Genomic DNA, 22,546 nt, shown 5'->3' with positions numbered 1-22,546 from the left:
GCCCCCGGGGCGCCCCTTAACGGCGGCGGGATTTCGTCCTATATTCAGAGTCCCGAAACCAACGAAAGGAGGTGATCCAGTGTCTTATCTCAAGCGCTGTCACCTCGCTGGGATCGCCCGCTAGGCTTTGACGAAAGGCCTGGCATCGGGGCGCTCTCAGCCCTGGACCAGCGAGCAAGAAATCGGGCGCGACGGGGCCTCCCCGCCGCGCCTTTTTCGTGGGTGGCGTCTGCATGGATGAGCTCCGCTCAGGCCGGCGGCTCGCCTGCAAGCACCTCGCGGATCTTCTGCGACAGCTCCGATTTCCGGTACGGCTTCCTGAGCAGCGCCAGGCCGGGATCGAGATGTCCTTCGTGAACGATGGTGTCGTCGGTGTAGCCGGAGGTGTAGAGCACGCTCGCCCCCGGCCGGCGAAGCCGGACGGCTTCGGCCAATTCCCGTCCGTTCATGCCGCCGGGCATGATGATGTCCGTGAACAGGAGATCGAATTTGACGCCCTGGTCGACCAGCGCAAGCGCAGCTGCGCCGTCGCTGGCGGCGAGCGTGCGATAGCCGAGGGTGCCGAGCTGGGCGATGACATAGCCCTGCACCAGCGGATCGTCCTCGACCACGAGGATCGTCTCGTGCCCGCGTGCCGACGCGGGCGGCTGAACCGGCGCCGTCCTGGCCGGCGCCTCGCCCTTCGACCGCGGCAGGAACAGCCGCATCACCGTGCCGCGCCCCTCCTCGCTCTCGATGATGACGGTCCCGCCGGTCTGGCGGGCAAAGCCGTAGACCATGCTCAGCCCAAGCCCGGTGCCGCGGCCGACGCCCTTGGTGGTGAAGAACGGCTCGAACACGCGCTCGCGGATGTCGGCCGGGATGCCGTGACCGGTGTCGGCCACCGCGATCATCACGAAGGCGCCGCGCATGACGTCGCCGTCGCCGGCACCGCTGGTGCCGTCGAGCTCGCGGTTCGCGGTCTCCAGCGTGAGCCGGCCGCCGCCCGGCATCGCGTCACGCGCATTGACGGCGAGATTGACGATCGCCGACGAGAGCTGCGACGGATCTGCCATCGCGGACCAGGCGTCGTCCGCGAGCCGGGTCACGATCTCGATATGCTCGCCGAGGATCGGCTTGAGCAGCTTCGCCGTTTCGACCACGAGTGCGTTGACGTCGATGTCGCGGGGCTCCAGCGGCTGGCGGCGCGCGAAGGTCAGCAGCTGCGAGGTGATCTCGGCGCCGCGCGCCGCCGCATCGTCGATCAGTTGTGCGATCGCGGCGAACTCGGGCTTGTCCGCAAGCCCCTCCTGGATGATCTCGATGGTGCCGGTGATGACCGTGAGCACGTTGTTGAAGTCGTGAGCGACGCCGCCGGTGAGCTGACCGATCGCGTCCATCTTCTGGGATTGGCGCAGCCGCTCCTCGGCCTCGTGCTGCACCGTGAGGTCAGTGGCCGACCCGCGATAGCCCATGAAGCGTCCGTCCGCCGCGAAGATCGGCTGGCCGTTGACGTTGAAATGATGCATGCGGCCGGCCACGTCGCGCCCGCGATACTCGAACTTCCGGAACGGCTCGTGGCGGTCCAAGGTCGCCACGTGCGCGCGCCATTTCTCAGGCTCGGCGTCGCGGTCGGAGGCGGCATCTGTGCGGTGCTTGCCGACAAGCGCCTTGTTGTCCATGCCGAAGGCGCCGGCCCGGTCGGATACGTAGGTGAACCGATGATCCGGTCCGGTCTCCCAGAACCAGTCGGACGCGGTCTCGGCATAGTCGCGGAAACGCTCTTCACTGGCACGCGCGTCCTCTTCGGCGCGCCGGCGGATACTCAGGTCGCGCTCGAGATTTGCGTTGGCCTCGCGCAGCTCGCCATAGGCGCGCCCGAGATTCTCGCACATCGCGTTGAAGGCGTCGATCACCTTGTCCAGCTCGTCGGGATCGCGGGGCGGCCGGCGCTCGAGGTGCAAAGGCGGCGGTGGCCGCGACAGGCTGTATTGGCCGACGAACTCGGCGATGGCGACCAGATGCCGTGTCACCAGCAGATGGAACATGTAGATGATGAACAGCGAGACGACAAAGGTCTTCGCGGCCTGGCTTGCCAGGATGACCAGGGCGCGGTTCAGCAATTGCTGATAGACCTCGGCCAGCGTCGCCTCGACATGGAGCACGCCGATCTGGCGTGCCGTCCCCTGGACGCTGTAGTTCAGCGGATAGTCGCGTGTCACGGCTGAGCGGGTGCTCGGCTCGCCGACCGCGACACGGATCGGATTGGGACGATCGGCGACCTCGCGCACCTCGGCGGCGCGGATGTCGGGCAGCCGCAGGATGCCGTCGAGCTGGAGCTTGAGCTGGTTCTGGTCGAGATTCCACAGGCTCTCGCCGAGGCTGCCGGTCGTGCTGCGGCCGATCTCGTCTAGCCGCGTCTCGATGACGCCGACCTCGCGGTCGTAGTCGAGATAGAGCTGAAGCGCGGTCAGCATCAGCGTGACGATCGAGGAGAACAGCAGCACGGCGGCCAGCAGGCGCGGCCCGACGCCGCTGCGCGACCAGTTGAAGATCCGCGACAGCAGCGCTCCGATCATCCCTGGCGCAAATGCAGCGCCGATCCCGTTCAAATCCTGCTTCGCGGCCGCCGGGGGACCGGCGCGACTGCTGCGCTTGGAGTCCTCGTCGCCTGCGTTGCCCATGCACCACGTCCCCGGAATGGCGGCACCCTGCTCCGGACGGCGGATCGCAGCCGCGAGCAATTCGACAGTTGAAATTCTCTCATCACGCGACCTGCGTGGCGATCCTGCCGGCCCATGGGTGGCTTGGCGGGGTCTTGTCTTGCGCCCAGCAGCAGGATTCTCGCGCAAACTATCACTTCGCGTACTGGAATGACATTGGTTAAAGTCCGCAGTCGCCTGCAAGACAAGCGAGCGGTGCGGCCGCCACACGGGTGCCCCCCGGTGGATCGCGGCCATCCGAATCCAATGGTAGCTATGCAGGGCAAAGGAGACGCGTCATGTGGCGGATCATCGTCGCCTGCCTGTCATTGCTCGCCGCCGCTCCGTCGCACGCGCAGGAGCTCATCCGGCTGGCGCGGATTGCCGATATCCCCGATCAATATGTCGGCGGCGAGATGCTGCGGGCCGTCTACGCCAAGCTGAATATCAAGCTGGCGTTCGAGGACGTCCCCGGCAAGCGCGCGCTGGCGCTGTCGAGCGCCGGCGAGGTCGATGGCGAGATTCAGCGGATCGGAACGCTCTTCAGCGACTACCCGACGCTGATTCAGGTGACGCCGGCGATCAACTACATCGAGCCGGCGGTCTTCGCGACGAAACTCCGTTTCGACGTCGCCGGCTGGAATTCGATCAGGGAGTACAGCATCGGAATCGTCCGCGGCGTCGGCTCCTCGGAGGCCGGGACGCGCGGCATGGCCCGCGTCACCGCGACCACCAGCCTCGAGAACATGATCAGGATGCTCGACGCCGACCGTTTCGAGCTGATGGTCACCGATCTCTTCAGCGGGCTCGTCGCGGTGAGGAAACTCAATCTGCAGACCAGGATTGTCCCGCTCTCGCCACCGCTGGAGCGCATCCACATCTACCATTATTTGCACGAACGCCATCGCGATCTGGTGCCGAAGGTCGGCAAGGTGATCGCACAGATGGAAGCGAGCGGCGAGCTGGCAACGCTGCGCGAGGCGCTGGTCAAACAGGTCCTGAGCGCGCCGTGACGGCGCCGGATCACCTCGCGCGAAGCCGCTCACGCAGGGCAACGGCGGCAATCAGCACGCCGACGCACCAGGCCATGACCGCCCGATGAGGCTCGTCGCCGAGCAGCACGGTGACGATGCTCGTCAGCAGGCACGGCGCGATTGCCTTTCGCGTCCGGCTCATCAGCGCAAGCAGGAACGGCATCGCCGCGATCGATATTTGCAGGACGTCCATGTCGAAAGACGGTATCGCCGAAGGCGTCAGAAGCCACACACATTGAGCGCGCGCGGGCGTTTTCCGCGGCGGCTTTCGACGATCCGCTCACCGCCGTTCTCGGCCGAGCTGCCGTAATAGCGGTGGTGGCCGGACTGGTCGTGCAAATCCGCGGCTTCCGACTTTCCCGCCCGACGCGCGTCGCAGATGATCTTTATGGTCGACATGGCCGCCTCCGAAGTGTTCTTGGTGGCCATCAGTCGCCTCGGCTTTGGGCAGCGTTCACCTCCGAGGGCGGCAATCGGGTTTCAGGACGGTTTCGTCGCAACTTGCGCGACGCAATATGTTAGTCTCCGGGATTGTCGGTATCGACGGCGCTCATACATCCTTCCGACTGCGAGCTTGAAAAACAAACGAGGTGACGATGCTTTACGCCATCCTGGCCTACCACGTGGAAGACGAGATTTTGTCCTGGACGGCAGAGCAGGACGCCGCGGTCGTGGCCAAAGTGATCGAGGTTCAGGCGCCCTTGAGGGCAAGCGGACACCTTGGGCCGGCCGCCCGTCTGGATGAGACCCGAAAGGCGCACACCTTGCGCGGCCCCGGCGCGGGCATGGTGCTGGACGGCCCGTTTGCCGAGACCAAGGAGCAGCTTCTCGGCTTCCACCTCGTCGACTACGATACCGATGAGGAAGCGATCGCGGCGGCGCGGAAGCTGCGCGAGGTCAACCCGTCAGCGGTCTACGAAATCCGCCCAGTCATGCTTTACGTGCCGGCCGACGGGTTCGGCGCGACAAAAGGGTGAGCCACCGCCTCACGCGCCTGGCCCGGTCGGCGCGGCATAGAAGCGCTGGATCAGCAGCCCGCCAAAGGCGATGAACCACACGAAGGGCGCGACGTGCGGCGCGAAGGCCGCAACGATCGTGCCCGGAATGAACACCAGCAGCGGAAACATCGAGGCCATGATCTCGTGGCGCCAGCCGCCCAAAATCGTCCACCACAGCCAGGCATTGAGGCCGGCGATCGCGGTCAGATGCAGGCCGTAGAGAACGGCCACCGCGCTGCTCATGCTGTAATTGGTGTAGAGGCCGTTGGTCACCGGCAGCAGCACGATCGAGAGCAGGAAGAACAGGTTGAGGATCACCATGCCGCGGCTGCCCACGGGCTGGCGCGCGAGCCGGCGGTGATGGCTGATCCAGAACACGCCGGCAATGATGAAGCTGAGCGCGAGACCGGCGAGCTTGCCGGAATAGACCCGAGCAAGATCGTCCCAGCCCGGCGCGCTGGTGAACACCGCCGCCTTGGGCAGGTCGTAGGCGAGTAGCGTCATGGCGACACCAAAGATGGTGTTGCTGAGCGACTCCAGCCGCCGCATCTCGAACTGCTCGGACTTGGGCTCGGTCATGCCGGGTGTGCGCTTTTCGGGCTGGAACTTCGGGCATCTTTTCCCTAGGTCTTAACATTGGTTCCGTCCAGCTGCATTGCGATTCGCGCCGGGATCGCCGACTCTCACCCTTTCACCGGGGCGATTCGTGGCGACATATCTGGACACGCTCAATGCGGAGCAGCGCCGCGCCGTGGAACATGGCGTCGCCGATGGCGCGACCGTGGGCGCCCCCCTGCTCGTCATCGCCGGCGCGGGCTCCGGCAAGACCAATACGCTCGCCCATCGCGTCGCGCACCTGATCGTCGCGGGCGCCGATCCACGCCGCATCCTGCTGATGACGTTCTCTCGCCGCGCCGCGGCCGAGATGGCCGGCCGGGTCGAGCGCATCGCCCGAAAGGTGCTGGGCGAGAACAACGCCGCGATCATGCGCGACGCCCTCACCTGGGCCGGCACGTTCCACGGCATCGGCGCGCGCCTCTTGCGCGAATATGCCGAGCGGATCGGCATCGATCCAGCCTTCACCATCCACGACCGCGAGGATTCCGCCGACCTGATGAATCTGGTCCGGCACGAGCGCGGCCTGTCGAAGACCGAGAGCCGCTTTCCCGCCAAGGGCACGTGCCTGTCGATCTACTCGCGCTGCGTCAATGCCGAGATGGAGATCGAAAAAGTGCTCGGCCAGCACTATCCCTGGTGCGCCGGCTGGGCCGCCGAGTTGAAGGGCCTGTTCGCGGCCTATGTCGAGGCCAAGCAGGCCCAGCACGTGCTGGATTACGACGACCTCCTGCTCTACTGGTCGCAGATGATGAGCGATGCGCTGATCGCCGAAGAGATCGGCGGCCGCTTCGATCACGTGCTGGTCGACGAATATCAGGACACCAACCGCCTGCAATCCTCGATCCTGCTGGCGCTGAAGCCGGATGGACGCGGGCTAACCGTGGTCGGCGACGACGCGCAGTCGATCTATTCATTCCGCGCCGCCACCGTTCGCAACATCCTGGATTTTCCGCAAAGCTTCTCCCCCCACGCCGAGATGATCACGCTCGACCGCAACTACCGCTCGACGCAACCCGTGCTGGCGGCGGCCAACGGCGTCATCGGGCTAGCGCGCGAACGCTTCACCAAGAACCTGTGGACCGACCGCACCTCGTCGCAGAAGCCGCAGCTCGTCACCGTCCACGACGAGGCCGACCAGGCGCGCTACATCGTCGAGGAAGTGCTGGCCAACCGCGAGCAAGGCGCGCTGCTCAAGCACCAGGCGGTGCTGTTCCGGACGTCCTCGCATTCCGGTCCGCTGGAGATCGAGCTGACCCGCCGCAACATCCCCTTCGTCAAGTTCGGCGGACTGAAATTTCTCGATGCCGCGCATGTCAAGGACGTGCTGGCGCTGCTGCGCTTTGCCGAAAATCCGCGCGACCGCGTCGCCGGTTTCCGCATCCTGCACCTGTTGCCCGGCGTCGGCCCTGCCACCGCGCAGCGCGTGCTCGACCAGATGGCGGAGAGCACCGACCCGCTTGCCGCGCTCGGCCAGCTTGCGGTGCCGCCACGCACCGGCGCCGAGTGGACCGACTTCGTCCGCACGGTCGGAAATCTGCGTTACTCGGAATGGCCAGCCGATCTCGAGCGCGTGCGGCTCTGGTATGAGCCGCATCTCGATCGCATCCACGAGGATTCCGAGACGCGCCGCGCCGATCTCATGCAGCTCGAGCAGATCGCGAGCGGCTACGCCTCGCGCGAAAAATTCCTGACCGAGCTCACGCTCGACCCGCCGGATGCGACCAGCGACAAATCAGGTCCTCCGCTCCGCGACGAGGACTATCTGATCCTCTCCACCATCCATTCGGCCAAGGGCCAGGAATGGAAGTCGGTGTTCGTGCTCAACGTCGTCGACGGCTGCATGCCGTCGGATCTCGGCGCCGGCACCTCGGCCGAGCTCGAGGAGGAGCGCCGCCTGCTCTATGTCGCGATGACGCGCGCCAAGGACGATCTCCACCTCGTCGTGCCGCAGCGCTTCTTCGTGCACGGACAGGCCGCCAAGGGCGACCGCCACGTCTACGCCTCGCGCACCCGCTTCATCCCGGAATCCCTCGTCTATCTGTTCGAGCGCACCGCCTGGCCGAAGGCCGCCGCCGGCGCGGCCCGCACCGCGGCGCAAGGGCCGAAGATCGACATCGGCGCGCGGATGCGCGGGATGTGGCGGTAGCGCAGGCTTGTTTAGACGTGTTTTCCTAACGCGAACCGGTATCCTCTTCGCTCGAAAACGCTTTAGGCGTTCAGCCGGTCGAACTGGACCTTGCCTGCCTTCATCACCATCGGGATGTGCTCGCCCTGGCCGAGCAGGCAGGCCACATCGCGCAGCGGGTTGCCGTCGACCACGAGCAGGTCCGCAATAGCGTCGGGCGCGATCCGGCCGAGCTTGCCCTCCATGCCGAGCACTTCGGCGCCGATCAAAGTCGCGCTGGCGATGACGGAGCGCGCTCCCAGAATTTCGGCGCGAATGCGGAATTCGTCGCTCTGGAGGCGTTGAGAAGCTCCAAGCAGATCGCTGCCAAATCCCATCTTTACCCCGGCGTCGCGATAGATCGCGAGCGAGCGCAGACCGGCGTCGCGGACATCGGCGATCTTGGCCACGCTCTCCGGCGGCAGGCCGTATTGGGCGCCCTCGTTGGCCAGCGCCTCGTAGGTGACGAGGGTCGGCACCACATAGGCACCCTTTTCGGCCATCAGGCGCGCGGTCGGAGCATCGGCCAGATTGCCATGCTCGATGGTGCGCACGCCGCAGCGAACCGCGCGTTCGATGGCGGCAGCGGTGTAGGCGTGGGCGAGCACGTAGGTCTGGCGCCCGCGCGCCTCCTCGACGATGGCGCGGATCTCGTCCTCGGAGTAGCCGAAGGCGCCGACCGGATCGGTCGGTGAAGCGACGCCGCCGGACGCCATGATCTTGATCTGGTCGGCGCCCATCTGGAGCTCCTCGCGTGCCGCCCTGCGCACGCCATCGACGCCGTCGGCAACGCGCGCCAGCGCCCCGACACGCACGCAGCAGGGACACGGGGCGTCGCTCGCGAGGTAATCCGAGCGCGCGCGCATATCACCGTGGCCGCCGGTCTGGCTGAGCGCACGGCCGGAGACGAACAGCCGCGGCCCGTCGGTCAGGCCGGTCTCGATCGCCTGCTTCAGCGCATGGCCGGCGCCGCCGGCGTCGCGGACGGTGGTAAAGCCACGCCGCAGCATGCCGCGCAGCAGCAGCGTCGAGCGCAGCGTCACCAGCACGTTCGGCATGTGCACCTGCTGCGCCAGGTTAAGCTCAACGGCGATGGCGTGCACATGCAGGTCGATCAGGCCGGGCATCAGCGTCCTGCCCTTGAGATCGATGGTGCGATCGGCGGTGGCCTGGATCGGCCGGTCCGAGACCTCCTTGATCAGGCTGTCTTCGACCAGCACATCATGGCCTGCCAGCAATTCCGCCTGGAGCGGATCGAGCAGCGCGGCGTTCTTGAAGAGGATGCTGGACATCGCGGAATCCTGTCAGAAGTCGGCCGGCGCAAGCAGCGCCGGCAAGGTGAGCTGGGCAAAGGGAAGGCACGCGGCGATATCGTCCTCGCCATACCAGCCCGCCTCGTGAAGCAGATTGAGCGAGCCGAGCGTACGGCCGCGCCAGCGCACGGGCATGTTGAGCACGCTCGCGCAGCCGAGCGAGGCGATCAGCTCGTGGTCGGAAAACACCTTGCGCAGATCGTCCCGCGTTCGGCCGATATAGGCCTCGCCGCGGTCGAGCACGGCCTCGGTCCACGGGCCCGGCGCGAGGCGCTTGCGTCCGCCGGTCGGATACGGACCGGGAAGATTGGAATAGACCCGCGCGGCTTCGCCGCTGTCGCCGTCGTAGGTCAGGATCGTGAACAGCTTGTGCCCGATCGCCGACTTCACGGCTTCGTCGAGTGCCGCGAACAGTGCATCCGGCTGATCCGCCCTGCTCTGCGCCGCCGCGACGGCGCAGAGCCAGGGATCAGCGGTAACTTTCGTCCGCGTCATGCGACTTCACCCGCCGCGATCTCTTCCAGCGAGCGGCCGCGCGTCGGCACGCCCATCAGCACGACGGTGACTGCCCCAAGCAGCAGCACAGTGGTGGTGACCCCGAATACGCCGGCGAAGCCGAAATTCGGATAGAGATAGCCGACCAGGATCGGCGAGACGATCGCGCCGATGCGACCGATTGCGGAGGCGAGCCCGGCACCCGTGGTCCTGACCGGCGTCGGGAATACTTCGGCGGTATAGGCATAGACGCCCGCATAGGTGCCGTTCATGAACAGGGACAGGAAGATCCCCGCCGCCATGATCTGCTGGTCGCTTTGCGCGAAGGCGAGCCCGAGCGCGCTGGCACCGCCGAGCACCATGTAGGTCGCGATCGTCGCCTGCCGCCCGATGCGCTCGTTGAAATACGCGGCGCTGAAATAACCGGGGATCTGCGCGCAATAGATCGCGATCGAATAGGCGAAGCTCTTGGTAATGCTCATCCCGTTCTGGACCAGCAGGCCGGGGATCCAGACGAAGAAGGAATAATAGCTGAAGGTGATCGCCAGCCACATGATCCAGGTCATGATGGTGATGCGCGCCTGGCGGCCGGCGAGCAGCGCCGCGAAATTGGCGAGCAGCGTTCCGGTAGCTCCGGCCGGCGCCGTCGCTTCGACGACCGGCTGCGGCAGGACATGGCCCGCGCGCGCAAAGCCTGCCTCGATCCTGTCGAGGACGGCTTCGGCTTCCTTCTTCCGTCCCCGGCTTTCGAGCCAGCGCGGCGATTCCGGCAGCGCCCGGCGCCACCACAGCAGCATGACGACCGGCACCGCTGTGATCACCAGCACGATGCGCCAGCCGTTCTCGTAGGCGGGAACGATGAAGTAGCCGAGCAAGGCTGCGGCGACGAAGCCGAAGGAGAAGAAGCCGGCGAGTGCGCCGGTAAAGCTGCCGCGATAGCGCCGCGCGACGAACTCTGCGAGATAGGGCGCGATGATCGCGCTCTCCGCGCCGGTCCCCATGCCGGCGACAACGCGGGCGGCAAAGAAGGACGGCCAGGTATCGACCATCGCGCTCACGATCGATGCTGCGCAGTAAAGCGCCAGCGCCGACATCATCACCGCGCGGCGCCCGATCAGGTCACCGAGCGTACCGGCGAACAACGCGCCGAACAGGAAGCCGATATAGGTGCTGCTGCCGAGCACGCCGATCTGGACGCTCGACAGATTCCACGCCGTGCGCAGCACCGGCAGGATGAAGGCCAGCACGGCTGCGTCCATCGCGTCGAATGCGTAGCCGAGCCCGCCCATCAACAGCAGATGCGTGTGGAAGCGTGCGAACGGAAGGCGCTCGATGCGCGCCGATATCATCGACATGAAAGTCCCCTCAGTCTTGGCGGCCCGGCGCTCCGCGTGTCCCTTGGGGAACCATAGACAAAGTGACATTATCGTCATAATTTATAATCATGATCTAATATATCACCACGGTGAATGTCTGTGTCGTTCCGCGCGCTCGACCTCAATCTCCTGAAAGTCTTCGAGGCGCTGATGACCGAAGGCAGTGTCACCCGCGCGGCGAGCGCGCTGACGATGACGCAGCCCGCGGTCAGCAACGCACTCGCACGCCTGCGCGGCGCGCTCGGCGACCCCCTGTTCGTCCGATCAGGCACCGGGATTCGTCCGACCCAGCGCGCCGTGGTGCTGTGGGAGCCGATCGGCGAGGCGCTGGAAAGCGTCCGTGGCGCGCTCGACGAGCAGGTATTCGATCCCGCCCGCGCGCAGACCGAGTTCAGCCTGTCGATGTCGGACTACGTCGCCTCGCTGGTGATGCCGAACCTCCTCGGTCATCTCGGCAAGGTTGCGCCCAAGGCGCGCGTCCACACCGTCCCCAACACCATTTTGGAGATCGCCGATCAGCTCGAGGACAACAGGGTCGATTGCGTGCTGAGCGTCTACGTCAACGAGGCGCAACAGCCGGCCGCCATTCGCTCGCGTTCGCTGTGGACGGTCGACTACGCCTGCTTCATGCGGCGCGGCCATCCGCTCGCGGCGATGAAGCGGCTGAGCACGCGCAGCTTCCTCAACGCGGGGCACGTGGATGTGAGCCTCGCCGGCAAGACCTTACCGTCCTACGATCTTTTCCTCGCCTCGCGCGGGCTGTCGCGCAACCTGGTCGCGACCGTCAATCATTACAGCGCCGCCTACGAGGTCGTGCGCCAGTCCGACCTGATCGCCGTGCTGCCGAGCGATCTGCGCTCGCAATCCCGGCACGCGCCGTTCCTGCACGCCATGCCGATTCCGCTCAAGGCGCCACCGCGCATCGTCAGCCTGTTCTGGCACCAGCGCAACGACACCGTACCGGCGCAACGCTGGCTGCGCGAGACCCTGGTCGAGACGTTCGCCAAGTCCGACTGAGCCGGCGGGGCGATGAAAAACCGGAAACCCAGCCTTTCCCGGAGCAGCATTGTCGAAGCGGTCTCCGCGCCTTAGCTGCAATGCAAAGCATTTCTTCCCACATAACGGGCGCCGCTCGCGCCCCTCCCCCGCAGAGACCTGATCGATGACCTCACCGCTTCAATTCGGACTGGATACCTTTGGCGACGTGACGAAGGACGCGAGCAACGCCATGCTTCCCCATGCGCAGGTGATCCGCAATGTCGTCGACGAAGCCGTGCTGGCCGACGAGCTCGGCCTCGACTTCATCGGCCTCGGCGAGCATCACCGATCTGATTTTGCGATCTCCTCACCCGAGACCGTGCTGGCCGCGATCGCGTCGCGCACCAGGCGCATCCATCTCGGCTCGGCCGTGACGGTGCTGAGCTCGGACGATCCGATTCGCGTGTTCCAGCGCTTTGCCACGCTCGATGCGCTCTCCAACGGCCGCGCCGAGGTCATCCTCGGCCGCGGATCCTTCACCGAATCCTTTCCGCTGTTCGGCTTCGACCTGCGCGCTTACGAGGCGCTGTTCGAGGAGAAGCTCGACCTGTTCACGGCACTCTTGTCGCAGCAGCCGGTGACCTGGGAGGGCAAGCTGCGTCCGCCGCTGAAAGATCAACTGGTCTATCCGCCGGTCGAGAACGGCCGGCTCAAGACCTGGATCGGCGTCGGCGGCAGCCCGCAATCGGTGGTGCGCGCCGCGCATTACGACCTGCCCCTGATGCTCGCGATCATCGGCGGCGATCCCGCGCGCTTTGCGCCCTACGTCGATCTCTATCACCGCGCCTTCAAGGAGTTCGGCCGTCCGGCACAGCCGATCGGCGTGCACTCGCCCGGTTACGTCGCCGAGACGGATGAGCAGGCGCGCGAAGAGCTGTGGCCCGACTACAAGGCGATGCGCGACCGGATCGGCAAGGAGCGCGGCTGGCCGCCGATGGGCCGCGACGAGTTCGTCAATGAGGCCGAGCACGGCTCGCTCTATGTCGGCTCGCCGGAAACCGTCGCGCGCAAGATCGCCAAGACCGCAAAGGCGCTTGGCATTTCGCGCTTCCAGCTGAAGTATTCGGCGGGGCCTTTGCCGCACGAGAAGCTGATGCGGAGCATCGAGCTTTACGGGGGGAAAGTGGTGCCGCTGGTCAGGGAGATGATGGGGTGACTTACGCTCTGAGCCAGTCCGCCTGCGCCCTCCCGGCTACGGCGTGACAGCCTTCGCTAACTTCGCGTGACGGTGATTTGGTCTGGCTTGCCCAGCCGTAGCTCGCGAAGCGAGCGAAGGCTGGTGGGGGAGGCAGGACTCGAACCTGCGAAGCCATGAGGCGGCTGATTTACAGTCAGCTCCCTTTGCCACTCGGGACACTCCCCCGCTCTACGGCAGCACAATCGGGCCGGACCTTGCCGGCGACCGAAGACGGCCATGGAACGTGAAGGCCGCGACAGCCCGGATGGGGGCGCGACCGGGCGCGTTTATGGGCGATGCGGTGGGGCAAAGTCAACCGAGGCGAACAGCTAAAATCGCCCCCGAAGCCACCCAAATTGCCATATTCCGGGACCCGTGACACAAGCGAGCCCATGAAGGATCGAAAATTCACCCCAAGGGGCCCCCGCGGCGGGGCTAAGCCCTTCAACAGGCCCGGAAAATCAGCCGGCCGGCCGGCTTGGCGCGACCGCGATTCGCAGTCCGACGGACCGGTCATCCTCTATGGCTGGCACACCGTGACCATGGCGCTGGCCAACCCTCAGCGGCAGATCCGCAAGCTGACGCTGACCGAGAACGCCGCAAAGCGGCTTGCGGACGAGAACATCGCGACCCGCGTCGCGCCCGAGATCGTCCGGCCCCAGGAGATCGACCGCCTGCTGTCGCCCGACGCCGTGCACCAGGGCCTGCTGGCCGAGGCCGACGCCCTGCCCTCGCCCGACATCGAGACCCTGGAGCAGGAAGGCATGGTGCTGGTGCTCGACCAGATCACCGATCCGCACAATGTCGGCGCCATCCTGCGCTCCGCAGCGGCGTTCGCGGTGAAGGCGATCGTCACCACGGCGCGCCACAGCCCCGAGGCAACCGGCGTGCTGGCCAAGGCCGCTTCCGGCGCTCTCGAGCTGGTGCCAATGGTGACCGTGCAGAACCTCGCCCGCGCACTCACCGCGCTGAACGAGCGCGGCTTCCAGACCGTTGGGCTGGACAGCGAAGGCAGCGAGGACCTCTCGAACGTCACGCTGCGCGAGCCGCTCGCGCTGGTGCTTGGTGCCGAAGGCAAGGGCCTGCGGCAATTGACCCGCGAGACATGCAGCGTCGTGGCGCGGCTCGACATGCCCGGCGAGATCAAGAGCCTCAACGTCTCCAACGCCGCCGTGCTCTCGCTCTATGTTGGCGCGAGCCGTCTCGGGTTGATGAAGCGCTAGAGCGTTTTCGAGCGAAGTGGATACCGGTTCGCGTCAAGAAAACGCGTCAAACTAAGAATCCAAAAAACAAAACGCCCGTCCGCATCGCGCGGACGGGCGTTTCGTCAACTCAACCAATCAAACGATCAGTAATAGCGGCGCAGCACGCGGTGGCCGCCGTAATAGTACGGCGCGGCGCGACGGGCGTAGCCGTAGCGGGGACCGTAGCCGTAATGCACGCGCGGCAGATAGCCGTAGCGCGGGCCATAGCCGTAGCGATACGGACGGTAGTACGGGCGCTGATAGGGATAGGCGGCCGGGGCTTCGACCGCGGCGGCACGATAGCCATAGCCGTTGCCGTAGCCATAACCACGGCCGTAGCCGTAGTTGGCGGGCGCGACGACTGCGTCCTCACGATAGGTCGGGTACGGCGCGAATGCGCCCGGTCCGGTGTAGGTCGGGCCCTGGTTGACGTAGTAATACTGCGTGGCTGGCTCGGCGAGGTGCTCAAAGCCCCATCCGCCATAACCCGGGCCATAGCCCCAGCTACCGCAACCCGTGTTGCAGCCGCTATAGACCGGCGCAACCGGTGCGCACGTGCTGAAGCCGCAAGCCGCGGCGGGCGCGGTGGCGACGAACATCACGGCAGCCGCCGCAACCAGTCCCGAAATCATCTGACGCATTACTCTCTCCTGTTGATTTTCGTATCTTGGATTTTTTCTTGAATTTTTGACGTTTCTTAAGTTGGCGGCCTTCCGGGCGCCTGTGCATGCGGCCGCGGCCGAGGACGCCGCGGACGGTCGTTGATCTCAGGCGCAAAGATCACCGGCGGCGGATTGACGGGCACGTCCATCTGCGGCGGCAGCGGCGCCGATTGCACACCCCAGCTCTGGTGATAGCTCTCGGCGGGCCTGGGCAATTTGCGGTTGGCGGGCGGCTCGACCTCGAGCCGGCCGTAGCCGGGCCGCAAGCCCATGGTCGGATAATAATGGCCGACGTCCTCGGGCTGCCGCTCCGCGATGTAGCGCCCGCCATAGATGGTCGGCTGCACCTGGACGTTCTTGCCGAGACCCCAGACACCCTCGACCACGCTGTAGGACGCGTCGATGTTGTCGATGATGATGGGCACGCCCGGGCGGCCAGGAACGACGATATCGAAGCCGCCGCCGGCAAACGCCGTCGCGGGCAATCCGATCAGAAAGGCGGCGAGCGCGAGAGCGCGCATGGAAGGATCCCGGTTTATCCGACGCTCAACCTATCCGATCGCCACGCGGAGAGGGTTAAGGCCCGCTCACCAATTTCCGGTAAGCCTAACGTGCAAGGGTCGATAGCGGCTCAAATGCCGCAAGCTGCGCTAGCGAAGCGTTAACGGGACACAAACCCGCCGCACATGCTGGATCGCACGAGGTTGCGTGACACAAACCGCACATCCTCCGCGGGCTCACGTCGATGTGACCCCACATGCGAGAATCCGCGGAACGACTGCCGAATGGCGCGCTTAGCACAGGTCTCAACAACATGGAGCAAATGCCATGACGAGCCTGAAGCGTCTTGGCTTGGCCGCGATCGTCGCGTCCACGCTGGCAACACCGGCCTTCGCGCAAACCACAGTCGACAATTCGGGCCCCTGCACGGGGCTCTTCCAGGATCCCAATTGCCAGAATCTCACCCCCGGCAATCCCACCACCGATCGCGCCTCTCGGCGCCGGCACATGGCCCGCGGCCAAGTGAATCCGGATGACGGAACTCGATCGGGCTTTTGGCCGGTCGACACCGCGGGCGCCGTTGCTGGCGCCGCCGTCGGCACCGCGGCAGCCGTTGCATCCGCGCCGTTCCGCGGCTGGGACAATTCCTACGCCTATGACACTTCCGGTGGGTATGCCGGCGGCCGCAGCGAAATGGGCTGGTACGGCAATTGGGATACCTATGCGGCCCGCAACGGCATCGTTTGCCGGCCCGGGACCTGGTACAAGGGAGCGGACGGCCTCCAGCACATCTGCCAGTAAGGCCCTCTTCCATCGGGTTGAATGGTTTCAGGCGGCCCTACGGGCCGCCTGTTTCATGTCGGCGAAACCCACCCCTGGAAGCATGGAATGCCGAAAAAGTTCACTTCGCGGATATGAGGTGACACATGAAACGACTACCCGGCACCGCCGCCATCGTCCTGGCCTCCGCAGCACTGCTCGCCCTGACGGGCGCAGCCCACGCGGTCGATCACGGCAAGGCCGCCAGCGACTACGGTTTTGCGAACGCCTCCCTCGAACTCTATTGCAAGGGTATCCTGACCGTGGCCGATGCGAAGGAGAAAGCCAAGCTCGACCGGATGTACCGAAACAATTCACGCTGGAAAAAGGACTACGCCGAGGGTTACGACTACATCGCCAATCGTGAGCGGCGCGACATGTCCAGTCTCTGGTCGATCTGTGTCGATGCGGCCTCACGACAAAAGTGGTTAAGGATCGACCCGGAGGTACGGGTCATCCTGCAGGACTACGCCGACGGAAAACTTAAAGAAAACGAAGCGCAGGAACAATTGAACCAGAAGAATGCGGCCTTGTTGGCCGTTCCTGCGACCGAAGAAGCATCCGACGTGGAAAGCACCAAGATCAGTCTGGCAATCAGGATCGCGTTGTACGAATCGGTCTGCGAGATCAAGCTGTCCCCGGCTGTCGAGCAGGCCAAGGAGCTATTGCTGAAAAACGTCGGCAAGAAAATAGTGATGGTAGGCAGCGCCGCTATCATCGGGTCGTGGAACGGCGACAAGGCTGCGATGGCCAAGTGGTGCGCTGGCGCTCCCAAGACGCTGCGCATGATCGAAGAGGGTATGAAGCCATGAAGTTTGCCCTCACCTCCGTCACCCTTCGCGCTCTGCCCTGCAATGCGCAGGCGCAGACGATGGAGGAAAACGGTCGCTAATGCTTTAGCGCGGCGCGTTCGCTATCATCTTAGCGACCCTTTCCCTTCATGATCTCGTCTATCATCATGAGCGTATCTTTATACGCTTGATCCATCACCGGGCGGCAAGTGCCCTCGAACTGATCACGCAACACTTTGATGTTGTCGCACTTGCGCGACATCTCGTTTGTCATCTTGTCGTTGGCGACCGTAGCCAAGGCTCCAACCGCTTCTTTGGAAACGCCAGCCTGCGCACCTATGCGAATGCTGCGACCGTGCAACACGCCTGCTGCAGTCTTGAGTTTGCCGAGCAAAGGGTCGCTTGGGTCTTTTTGCTCACGACAGACGGCATCAATAGTCGCGTAATTCGCGCAGCTGATTGCATCGTCTAGAGGCGCCGCGCGAGCGTCGGCGGCTGCGAGCACCGCGGCGATGGCGAGAAAGCGTTTCATGTCTCGTCCTCACTCCAAAGGGACGTATTTGGTTCCGAGACCGCGCAAGGCTTTGACAGCTTTGGAGCACCATTCGTTGTGTCAGCTTTAGTCTTCCAAGAATCGGTTGACGGTTGCGCCGACGATCATCCGCTCTTTTGGTCTGACATCCTTCGCCCGCACGTCCTTGAAACGGGGCAGTCTGGTTTCACAAAGCGATTTCCGGCTCTACACATTTTCTGCCAGGCGGCGGTGCGGACAAGAGCGCAAGCCAGTCAGACTAGACCTACACCCCGACTGCGGCTATATCGACGCAAACGCTGCCCGACCGTGCACCCCAACGTGCCGAGCGGACAAGTTTCTTCTCGTTAACTGCTTATAATTGTTTGGTTTTGCCGGCTTAGCTCAGCGGTAGAGCAGCGGTTTTGTAAACCGAAGGTCGGGGGTTCAATCCCCTCAGCCGGCACCAGCGCTTAGCTTGTTTTATTTCGATGTCCCTCAACCGGGCGCGGCGCTTGTACCCTTAGTTGTTTTCATTCTCGGGGCTGGCTTTGCTCTAACCTAATTTTTTTGACCGGCGTCGATAGACTTTGGACAGGGCCGCCCCACAAAGGCGGCCCTTTCTTCTGCGGGCTTCACACCCCATCTGCAGCCTATGCGTACTGCGTTCGAATTCTGCCTGACGACTTAGGATACAGCATCTCATATCGACGCAACGTTGATGACATCCAACGTCCCGCGAAAGACCATGTCACCCGCCACATAAAGGATGACGGCTAGACCGACGTAAGCAATCCATCGATAAGTTTGCAGAAGGCGCGCAATGAACGAAGCGGCCACGCCCATCATCGCGATGGACAGCCCCAGGCCGAAAATCAAGATCATCGGATGCTCGCGTGCTGCCCCAGCCACGGCCAGAACGTTGTCGAGAGACATGGAAACGTCGGCCACGACAATCTGCCAACTCGCTTGAACGAGTGTTTTGCGAGCTTTGCCGCCTGCAATTGCTCCAGCGGCGTCCATCGCACCTGTTGGCCCTGTGGAGGATGTGCGCAACTCTCGCCACATTTTCCAGCATACCCACAACAACAGGATCCCGCCGGCGAGCAAGAGGCCGACGATCTGGAGGATTTGCGTCGCCAACCCGGCGAGTAAGACGCGCAGTATCGTCGCGGCAACAATACCGATCAAAATCGCCTTGCCTCGTTGCGCCTCAGGAAGTCCGGCTGAAGCAAGACCGATGACGATGGCGTTATCGCCAGCGAGCACCAGATCGATCAGAACGATCTGCAAGAATACGCTAAGGACATCTGTATCGTAATAATCAGGCACAGGTCATGTCCCCGCCGCAGGGGAATGGGCAGCTGCAAGCGAGATCGCATACGTCTATCGGATCGGTTGACCGATACCTGCCACCAAGAAACGGGGGTCCTAACGCCGCCGGTTATCAGGGGCTAGCGCTATCGCCTAGAGCCGCGTCCAAATGTAGTCTGACCGGTTGCTCGAAAAGAAGTGCCACTTGATCTGGTTCGCCAAGAATCGCTGCGGCACAACCCAACATGGTCAATGCCCCGGCAACATCCCATAGCGTTACATTTTCTAATGTCGCATTTCCCGACTTTGCCCAAGCCAAAACCGCAGTGATCATCGCGTCTGAGAAAAATAGAATACTGAGCGCTGGCAAGACGAGCTGGGAATCCAGCAGGAGTATCATCACGAATGCAGGAGCTGCGACCAGTATGCTCAACACCGCGCATGTGCAAAATGCTTGCCGCCAAGAAGCATTCCTGTTTGTCCAACTTGCACGAGAAAGGATCATTTGATCCTCCTGCATAGGAGCACTTTTTAGCGCCACTCACCTGCTGAACTACTCTGGTCTAGCTGATCGTTTTCCGACGTCTCCCCATCAATGTTTTGTCCTATGCCGCTGACTCTCAATTAGCGTAAGAATGCCAGCGGTCACCACGGCAATAACGACGACGGCTGCCAGCGCCTCGACAGAGGCCAAGGTCCCGTACCACTTGTTCCAAAGCTCAATCATGTGCTGGCCTCTCGCGAGAGCGCACCCACGATCGACAAGATCTGCTCTCCAAGAAGAACGAACCGGGCGATCAAAAAAGCAATGCTACTCATCGTCGCGCGGTTTTTCACCGCGCGGCAAGGTGACTTATGTGGCAAGCCTAAGCTGAGCTTCATTGCGGAACCGGAACTAAGAACCTAGCGTTCCCACAGCTCAACATCAGCGCGCGGATAGCCACGAACCACAGCCCCACGAGCGCGGGCACGGCGCCGATGACATAGCTCCGCATGAGTCCCTCCCTATTTGCAGAAACGATGCGCGAGCGCGATCGACAGCCGGCCATGGCCACGGCTTCGCGCAAGCTTCTCGGCCGCAGCCTCATTGCCGCCAGCCTCGGCCAGCAGGACCCGCGCGCCGGCACAGAACGCCGGCAGATCCGCGCACTGGAAGCCGGCGCCCATGGCGACGTAACACGCGCCGCCGAAACAGGCGTATGGATCGGGATCGGCGGCATGCGCCGGCGGCCGACAATGCGACCCCGAAGGCGGCCGCGAGCGTGAGCCGCTTCAACCGAGCACCACAAACAGCAGTGCCGCAGTGAACGGGAACGCGCACCACATGCCCAGCGCTGTCGACGGCTTGCCGCTGATGCAGCTCGAGTCCTCGACGCCGGCGCGCCGGTAGAGACGCCCGCCGAGGTAGCCGATCGCAAGCCCGCTCGCCGCAATGGCTAGCAGACCTCAGCTTGCCGAGGTCATCGGTCAAGCTTCGTAGATCGCCTTGAAGGTCGGGGGTTCAATCCCCTCAGCCGGCACCAGCGCTTGAGGCGGAAACCTCAGCTTGCATTCTTCGGCGCACTGCTTTGCTGAAAGTGCTCCGCACCATTGATTTCGACCCAGCCATGTTTCGACTGCTCGAAAACCGATTTTAGCGGAGCCGGGAAATTCGGGTCCGCCATCGCGCCGACGGCGACGCCGATCATCCCTGGCAGATTGTCCGCCTTCCAATAGACCGTCGAACCGCAATGGGTGCAAAAATAGCTGCGGACCTTGCCGCCGCTCGCGGCCTTGCGAACGTATTCGCTTGGGGTCCCCGAGATCGTGACGGCCTCAGCCGCGTAGAAGGCGCCGACGCCGAAGGGCGCACCGGTTCGGCGCTGGCAGTCCATGCAGTGACAAGCAACGACCGCGCGGGAAGGCTCCGCGAGCGACAATGCAACGGCGCCGCAACTGCATCGGGCATCGATCATCGCGCCTCCCTACCTCGCGCTCACTCCGTGCCCACCTCGAACGCCAGCAGCACGTTGCCGGCGACGCCGCTCCATTGGCCGTAGCCGGAATTGGTGTAGAGCATGCCGCCGGCGATGACCGGTCCGGGACCATCGATCGCGCCGCCATGGGCGGGGACGCCGTTGACGGCCTTGTAATCCTGCGCGGTGTCGAACTCCCAGAGCAGCTTGCCGTCGCTGGCATAGGCACGCAGGAAGCCGCTGACGCCGCCGGAGAACACGACGCCGGGGATCAGGCTCACCGCCGCCGACAGCGCGGGGCTGCATTGGAGACGATCGCCGCAGGCGACCGGAGGCACCTCCATCACGACTGTCCCGTTGGCGAGATCGAGCCCGAACAGGCCGCCGCCTTGCGTGGAGTCGAGACGTCTGGTGCCGTCACGCAGGAAACGCACGTCGGAGTTCGCGACATAGATGCGATCCTGATCGGCCGCCGAGCCCCATTCGCTGCCGCCAAGCGCACCGCCCTTCCCGATCCGCGTCTGCCACAGGATCTTGCCACCGTCGTCGGGATCGAGCGCGTGCACGACGCCGGATTTCTGTGCGATGGCAAGAACGCGCCTGCCGTCGCGCAGAGTTACCAGGATCGGCGACTGGCCGAAATCGTGGTCGGGTCCGTGATCCTCGGGACAATTGGTCTTGTCCACGCCGTAGCATGCCACGACATAAGCGTCCTTCGGCGTGGCCTGCTGGCTCCAGAGCAGCTTTCCCGTCGCAAGATCGAAGGCGAGAATCGCGTCACTCGTCGCGGATGGCGGATTCGAATAGGAATTGCTGGTCGCGACATAGATCGCGCCGCGCTTCACATCGATCGTCGGCGCGGACCAGATCGCGGCACCGGACGGGCCGAAGAGCTGCACGCCCCTCGCGTTCTTGTCGGTCGGATGCGGCACTTCCGGGATCGTATAGGCTTGCCAGACCGGCTTGCCGGTCGCGGCCTCCAGCGCCATCACGCTGCCGCGGAAGGTGCAGCATTCGTAAGAGGGTTGCGAGCCGGCGGCCTCCTCGAGCGAGGACACCGGCACGTAGAGAATGCCGGAATGCAGCACCGGTGCGCCGGTGATGCGCGCGGCCGGATGCTCCTCGACCTTCGTCTTCCAAATCAGCGCCCCCGTCAGCGCGTTCACGGCATAGGCGTTGGCGCGCAAATCACCGAAGAAGATCGCGAACTGATCGGAGCCCGGAAGCGGTGCGACCGTGATCGCGGCGCGCACCGCCGCATCGATCGCGAACGTCCACAGCGTGCAGCCGGTTCGCGCGTCGAGCGCATGTACCTTGCGGTCGGTGCCGCCGATGAACAGCAGGCCGCCCATGATCGTCGGCGGCGCAAAGGACACCGAGGCGCCGGGAAACGCGTAGGCCCATTTCAGCCGCAGGCGCGGCACCTGCGCCGCGGTCAGCCCCGCCATGTCGGCCGGCTGGAAGCGGCTGTTGTTGAGATCGACGCCCCACCCGTTCCAGCGTGGACCGTCGAGCGGTTGCGGAAAGCCGCTGATCTGCTGCGTGCAGCGGCCCTGCCCGTCAGACGCGCTGTTGATTGCGGCCTTGCCGGTGACGAAAGCAGCAATCGCGCGACGCTCGTCGTCGCTGCGCTCCTTCGCCATCGCGGCCATGCTGCCGGAGGTCAGCGTCCCCAGCACGTGATCGAACGACATCGCCTGCATGGCGCCGCGCGCGGGCGCGCGGTTCTGGGCATCGCCGGCATCGTGACATTGCGCGCAGTGCGCTGCGTAGAGCGCGGCGCCGTCCTGCTGCGCCAGTGCCGGCGTGGAGCACCAGATCAACAGAGCCGCTACGGCAAAACTCGGCCTCATGG

At 64.4% G+C, this 22,546-nt stretch carries 23 protein-coding genes and 2 tRNA genes; 9 read left to right on the top strand and 16 right to left on the bottom strand.

The window, feature by feature from the left end:
• Positions 1–248: 248 nt before the first annotated feature.
• On the bottom strand, positions 249–2,663 hold the full coding sequence (locus tag AC0L3X_RS09940) for an ATP-binding protein (RefSeq protein WP_283016895.1): 2,415 nt from the start codon (positions 2,661–2,663) through the stop codon (positions 249–251).
• Positions 2,664–2,980: 317 nt separating this feature from the next.
• Between AC0L3X_RS09940 and AC0L3X_RS09935 the strand changes: the two genes are divergently transcribed.
• Positions 2,981–3,694 (top strand): substrate-binding periplasmic protein, encoded by a 714-nt coding sequence (locus AC0L3X_RS09935; RefSeq protein ID WP_473316382.1) that lies wholly within the window; start codon positions 2,981–2,983, stop codon positions 3,692–3,694.
• A gap of 10 nt (positions 3,695–3,704) precedes the next feature.
• Here AC0L3X_RS09935 and AC0L3X_RS09930 read toward each other — a convergent pair whose 3' ends face one another.
• Positions 3,705–3,908 carry a hypothetical protein gene (locus tag AC0L3X_RS09930; RefSeq protein ID WP_166342325.1) on the bottom strand — a complete coding sequence of 68 codons (204 nt, stop codon included), beginning with the start codon at positions 3,906–3,908 and terminating at the stop codon, positions 3,705–3,707.
• Between the two features lie 26 nt (positions 3,909–3,934).
• Complete coding sequence (locus tag AC0L3X_RS09925; protein ID WP_014494462.1) at positions 3,935–4,144, bottom strand: hypothetical protein; 210 nt, start codon at positions 4,142–4,144, stop codon at positions 3,935–3,937.
• A gap of 167 nt (positions 4,145–4,311) precedes the next feature.
• Here AC0L3X_RS09925 and AC0L3X_RS09920 point away from each other — a divergent pair, with 167 nt between their 5' ends.
• On the top strand, positions 4,312–4,692 hold the full coding sequence (locus AC0L3X_RS09920) for a YciI family protein (RefSeq protein ID WP_166342326.1): 381 nt from the start codon (positions 4,312–4,314) through the stop codon (positions 4,690–4,692).
• A gap of 9 nt (positions 4,693–4,701) precedes the next feature.
• On the opposite strand, the gene AC0L3X_RS09915 is transcribed toward AC0L3X_RS09920, so the two are convergent.
• On the bottom strand, positions 4,702–5,292 hold the full coding sequence (locus AC0L3X_RS09915; RefSeq protein WP_166342327.1) for a TMEM175 family protein: 591 nt from the start codon (positions 5,290–5,292) through the stop codon (positions 4,702–4,704).
• A 127-nt stretch (positions 5,293–5,419) separates the two neighbouring features.
• Between AC0L3X_RS09915 and AC0L3X_RS09910 the strand changes: the two genes are divergently transcribed.
• Positions 5,420–7,477 (top strand): ATP-dependent helicase, encoded by a 2,058-nt coding sequence (locus tag AC0L3X_RS09910; RefSeq protein ID WP_166342328.1) that lies wholly within the window; start codon positions 5,420–5,422, stop codon positions 7,475–7,477.
• A gap of 62 nt (positions 7,478–7,539) precedes the next feature.
• Here the strand turns inward: AC0L3X_RS09910 and AC0L3X_RS09905 are convergent, their stop codons facing one another.
• Genes AC0L3X_RS09905 through AC0L3X_RS09895 form a run of 3 tightly spaced genes read right to left on the bottom strand, consistent with a single transcriptional unit; the run spans position 7,540 to position 10,658 of the window.
• Positions 7,540–8,787, bottom strand: a complete 1,248-nt coding sequence (locus AC0L3X_RS09905) for a metal-dependent hydrolase family protein (RefSeq protein WP_166342329.1) — start codon at positions 8,785–8,787, stop codon at positions 7,540–7,542.
• A 12-nt stretch (positions 8,788–8,799) separates the two neighbouring features.
• Positions 8,800–9,303 carry a GAF domain-containing protein gene (locus tag AC0L3X_RS09900; protein ID WP_071912729.1) on the bottom strand — a complete coding sequence of 168 codons (504 nt, stop codon included), beginning with the start codon at positions 9,301–9,303 and terminating at the stop codon, positions 8,800–8,802.
• Entirely contained in the window at positions 9,300–10,658 is a 1,359-nt protein-coding gene (locus AC0L3X_RS09895) for an MFS transporter (RefSeq protein ID WP_166342330.1), read from the bottom strand. Before AC0L3X_RS09895 ends, AC0L3X_RS09900 begins: the two co-directional genes overlap by 4 nt.
• Positions 10,659–10,772: 114 nt before the next feature.
• Between AC0L3X_RS09895 and AC0L3X_RS09890 the strand changes: the two genes are divergently transcribed.
• Both AC0L3X_RS09890 and AC0L3X_RS09885 read left to right on the top strand, forming a co-directional pair.
• Positions 10,773–11,696, top strand: a complete 924-nt coding sequence (locus AC0L3X_RS09890) for a LysR family transcriptional regulator (RefSeq protein ID WP_283016897.1) — start codon at positions 10,773–10,775, stop codon at positions 11,694–11,696.
• Between the two features lie 145 nt (positions 11,697–11,841).
• Positions 11,842–12,873 (top strand): LLM class flavin-dependent oxidoreductase, encoded by a 1,032-nt coding sequence (locus tag AC0L3X_RS09885; RefSeq protein WP_283016898.1) that lies wholly within the window; start codon positions 11,842–11,844, stop codon positions 12,871–12,873.
• A gap of 121 nt (positions 12,874–12,994) precedes the next feature.
• On the opposite strand, the gene AC0L3X_RS09880 is transcribed toward AC0L3X_RS09885, so the two are convergent.
• Positions 12,995–13,080: transfer RNA gene (locus tag AC0L3X_RS09880), tRNA-Tyr, on the bottom strand.
• Positions 13,081–13,286: 206 nt separating this feature from the next.
• Between AC0L3X_RS09880 and rlmB the strand changes: the two genes are divergently transcribed.
• Complete coding sequence (gene rlmB / locus AC0L3X_RS09875; RefSeq protein WP_166342332.1) at positions 13,287–14,117, top strand: 23S rRNA (guanosine(2251)-2'-O)-methyltransferase RlmB; 831 nt, start codon at positions 13,287–13,289, stop codon at positions 14,115–14,117.
• 125 nt (positions 14,118–14,242) lie between these two features.
• Here the strand turns inward: rlmB and AC0L3X_RS09870 are convergent, their stop codons facing one another.
• Together AC0L3X_RS09870 and AC0L3X_RS09865 are read right to left on the bottom strand one after the other, a co-directional pair.
• Positions 14,243–14,779 (bottom strand): hypothetical protein, encoded by a 537-nt coding sequence (locus AC0L3X_RS09870; RefSeq protein WP_071912721.1) that lies wholly within the window; start codon positions 14,777–14,779, stop codon positions 14,243–14,245.
• 56 nt (positions 14,780–14,835) lie between these two features.
• Entirely contained in the window at positions 14,836–15,321 is a 486-nt protein-coding gene (locus AC0L3X_RS09865; protein WP_071912719.1) for a hypothetical protein, read from the bottom strand.
• Between the two features lie 307 nt (positions 15,322–15,628).
• On the opposite strand from AC0L3X_RS09865, the gene AC0L3X_RS09860 reads away from it, so the two are divergent.
• Together AC0L3X_RS09860 and AC0L3X_RS09855 are read left to right on the top strand one after the other, a co-directional pair.
• On the top strand, positions 15,629–16,102 hold the full coding sequence (locus AC0L3X_RS09860; RefSeq protein ID WP_166342335.1) for a hypothetical protein: 474 nt from the start codon (positions 15,629–15,631) through the stop codon (positions 16,100–16,102).
• A 125-nt stretch (positions 16,103–16,227) separates the two neighbouring features.
• Positions 16,228–16,932 (top strand): hypothetical protein, encoded by a 705-nt coding sequence (locus tag AC0L3X_RS09855; RefSeq protein ID WP_166342336.1) that lies wholly within the window; start codon positions 16,228–16,230, stop codon positions 16,930–16,932.
• 109 nt (positions 16,933–17,041) lie between these two features.
• Here AC0L3X_RS09855 and AC0L3X_RS09850 read toward each other — a convergent pair whose 3' ends face one another.
• Positions 17,042–17,443, bottom strand: a complete 402-nt coding sequence (locus AC0L3X_RS09850; RefSeq protein ID WP_166342337.1) for a hypothetical protein — start codon at positions 17,441–17,443, stop codon at positions 17,042–17,044.
• Between the two features lie 373 nt (positions 17,444–17,816).
• Here AC0L3X_RS09850 and AC0L3X_RS09845 point away from each other — a divergent pair.
• A tRNA-Thr gene (locus AC0L3X_RS09845) sits at positions 17,817–17,891 on the top strand.
• Positions 17,892–18,124: 233 nt separating this feature from the next.
• Here AC0L3X_RS09845 and AC0L3X_RS09840 read toward each other — a convergent pair.
• From AC0L3X_RS09840 to AC0L3X_RS09820, 5 genes are all read right to left on the bottom strand, one after another.
• A complete protein-coding gene (locus AC0L3X_RS09840; RefSeq protein ID WP_283016899.1) occupies positions 18,125–18,754 on the bottom strand; it encodes a TerC family protein in 630 nt (209 codons plus the stop codon).
• A gap of 115 nt (positions 18,755–18,869) precedes the next feature.
• Positions 18,870–19,241, bottom strand: a complete 372-nt coding sequence (locus tag AC0L3X_RS09835) for a hypothetical protein (protein ID WP_354131457.1) — start codon at positions 19,239–19,241, stop codon at positions 18,870–18,872.
• A gap of 500 nt (positions 19,242–19,741) precedes the next feature.
• On the bottom strand, positions 19,742–19,903 hold the full coding sequence (locus AC0L3X_RS09830; protein ID WP_283016901.1) for a hypothetical protein: 162 nt from the start codon (positions 19,901–19,903) through the stop codon (positions 19,742–19,744).
• Between the two features lie 374 nt (positions 19,904–20,277).
• A complete protein-coding gene (locus AC0L3X_RS09825) occupies positions 20,278–20,691 on the bottom strand; it encodes a GFA family protein (RefSeq protein WP_166342377.1) in 414 nt (137 codons plus the stop codon).
• 20 nt (positions 20,692–20,711) lie between these two features.
• The gene (locus tag AC0L3X_RS09820; RefSeq protein WP_166342378.1) at positions 20,712–22,544 is read right to left on the bottom strand and encodes an outer membrane protein assembly factor BamB family protein; all 1,833 of its coding nucleotides are present in this window, start codon (positions 22,542–22,544) and stop codon (positions 20,712–20,714) included.
• Positions 22,545–22,546 lie beyond the last annotated feature (2 nt).

It is taken from the genome of Bradyrhizobium sp. MI1.7 (assembly GCF_055811795.1).
Note: the sequence above shows the minus strand (reverse complement) of the source record. Positions and strands in the feature narration are given on the sequence as shown.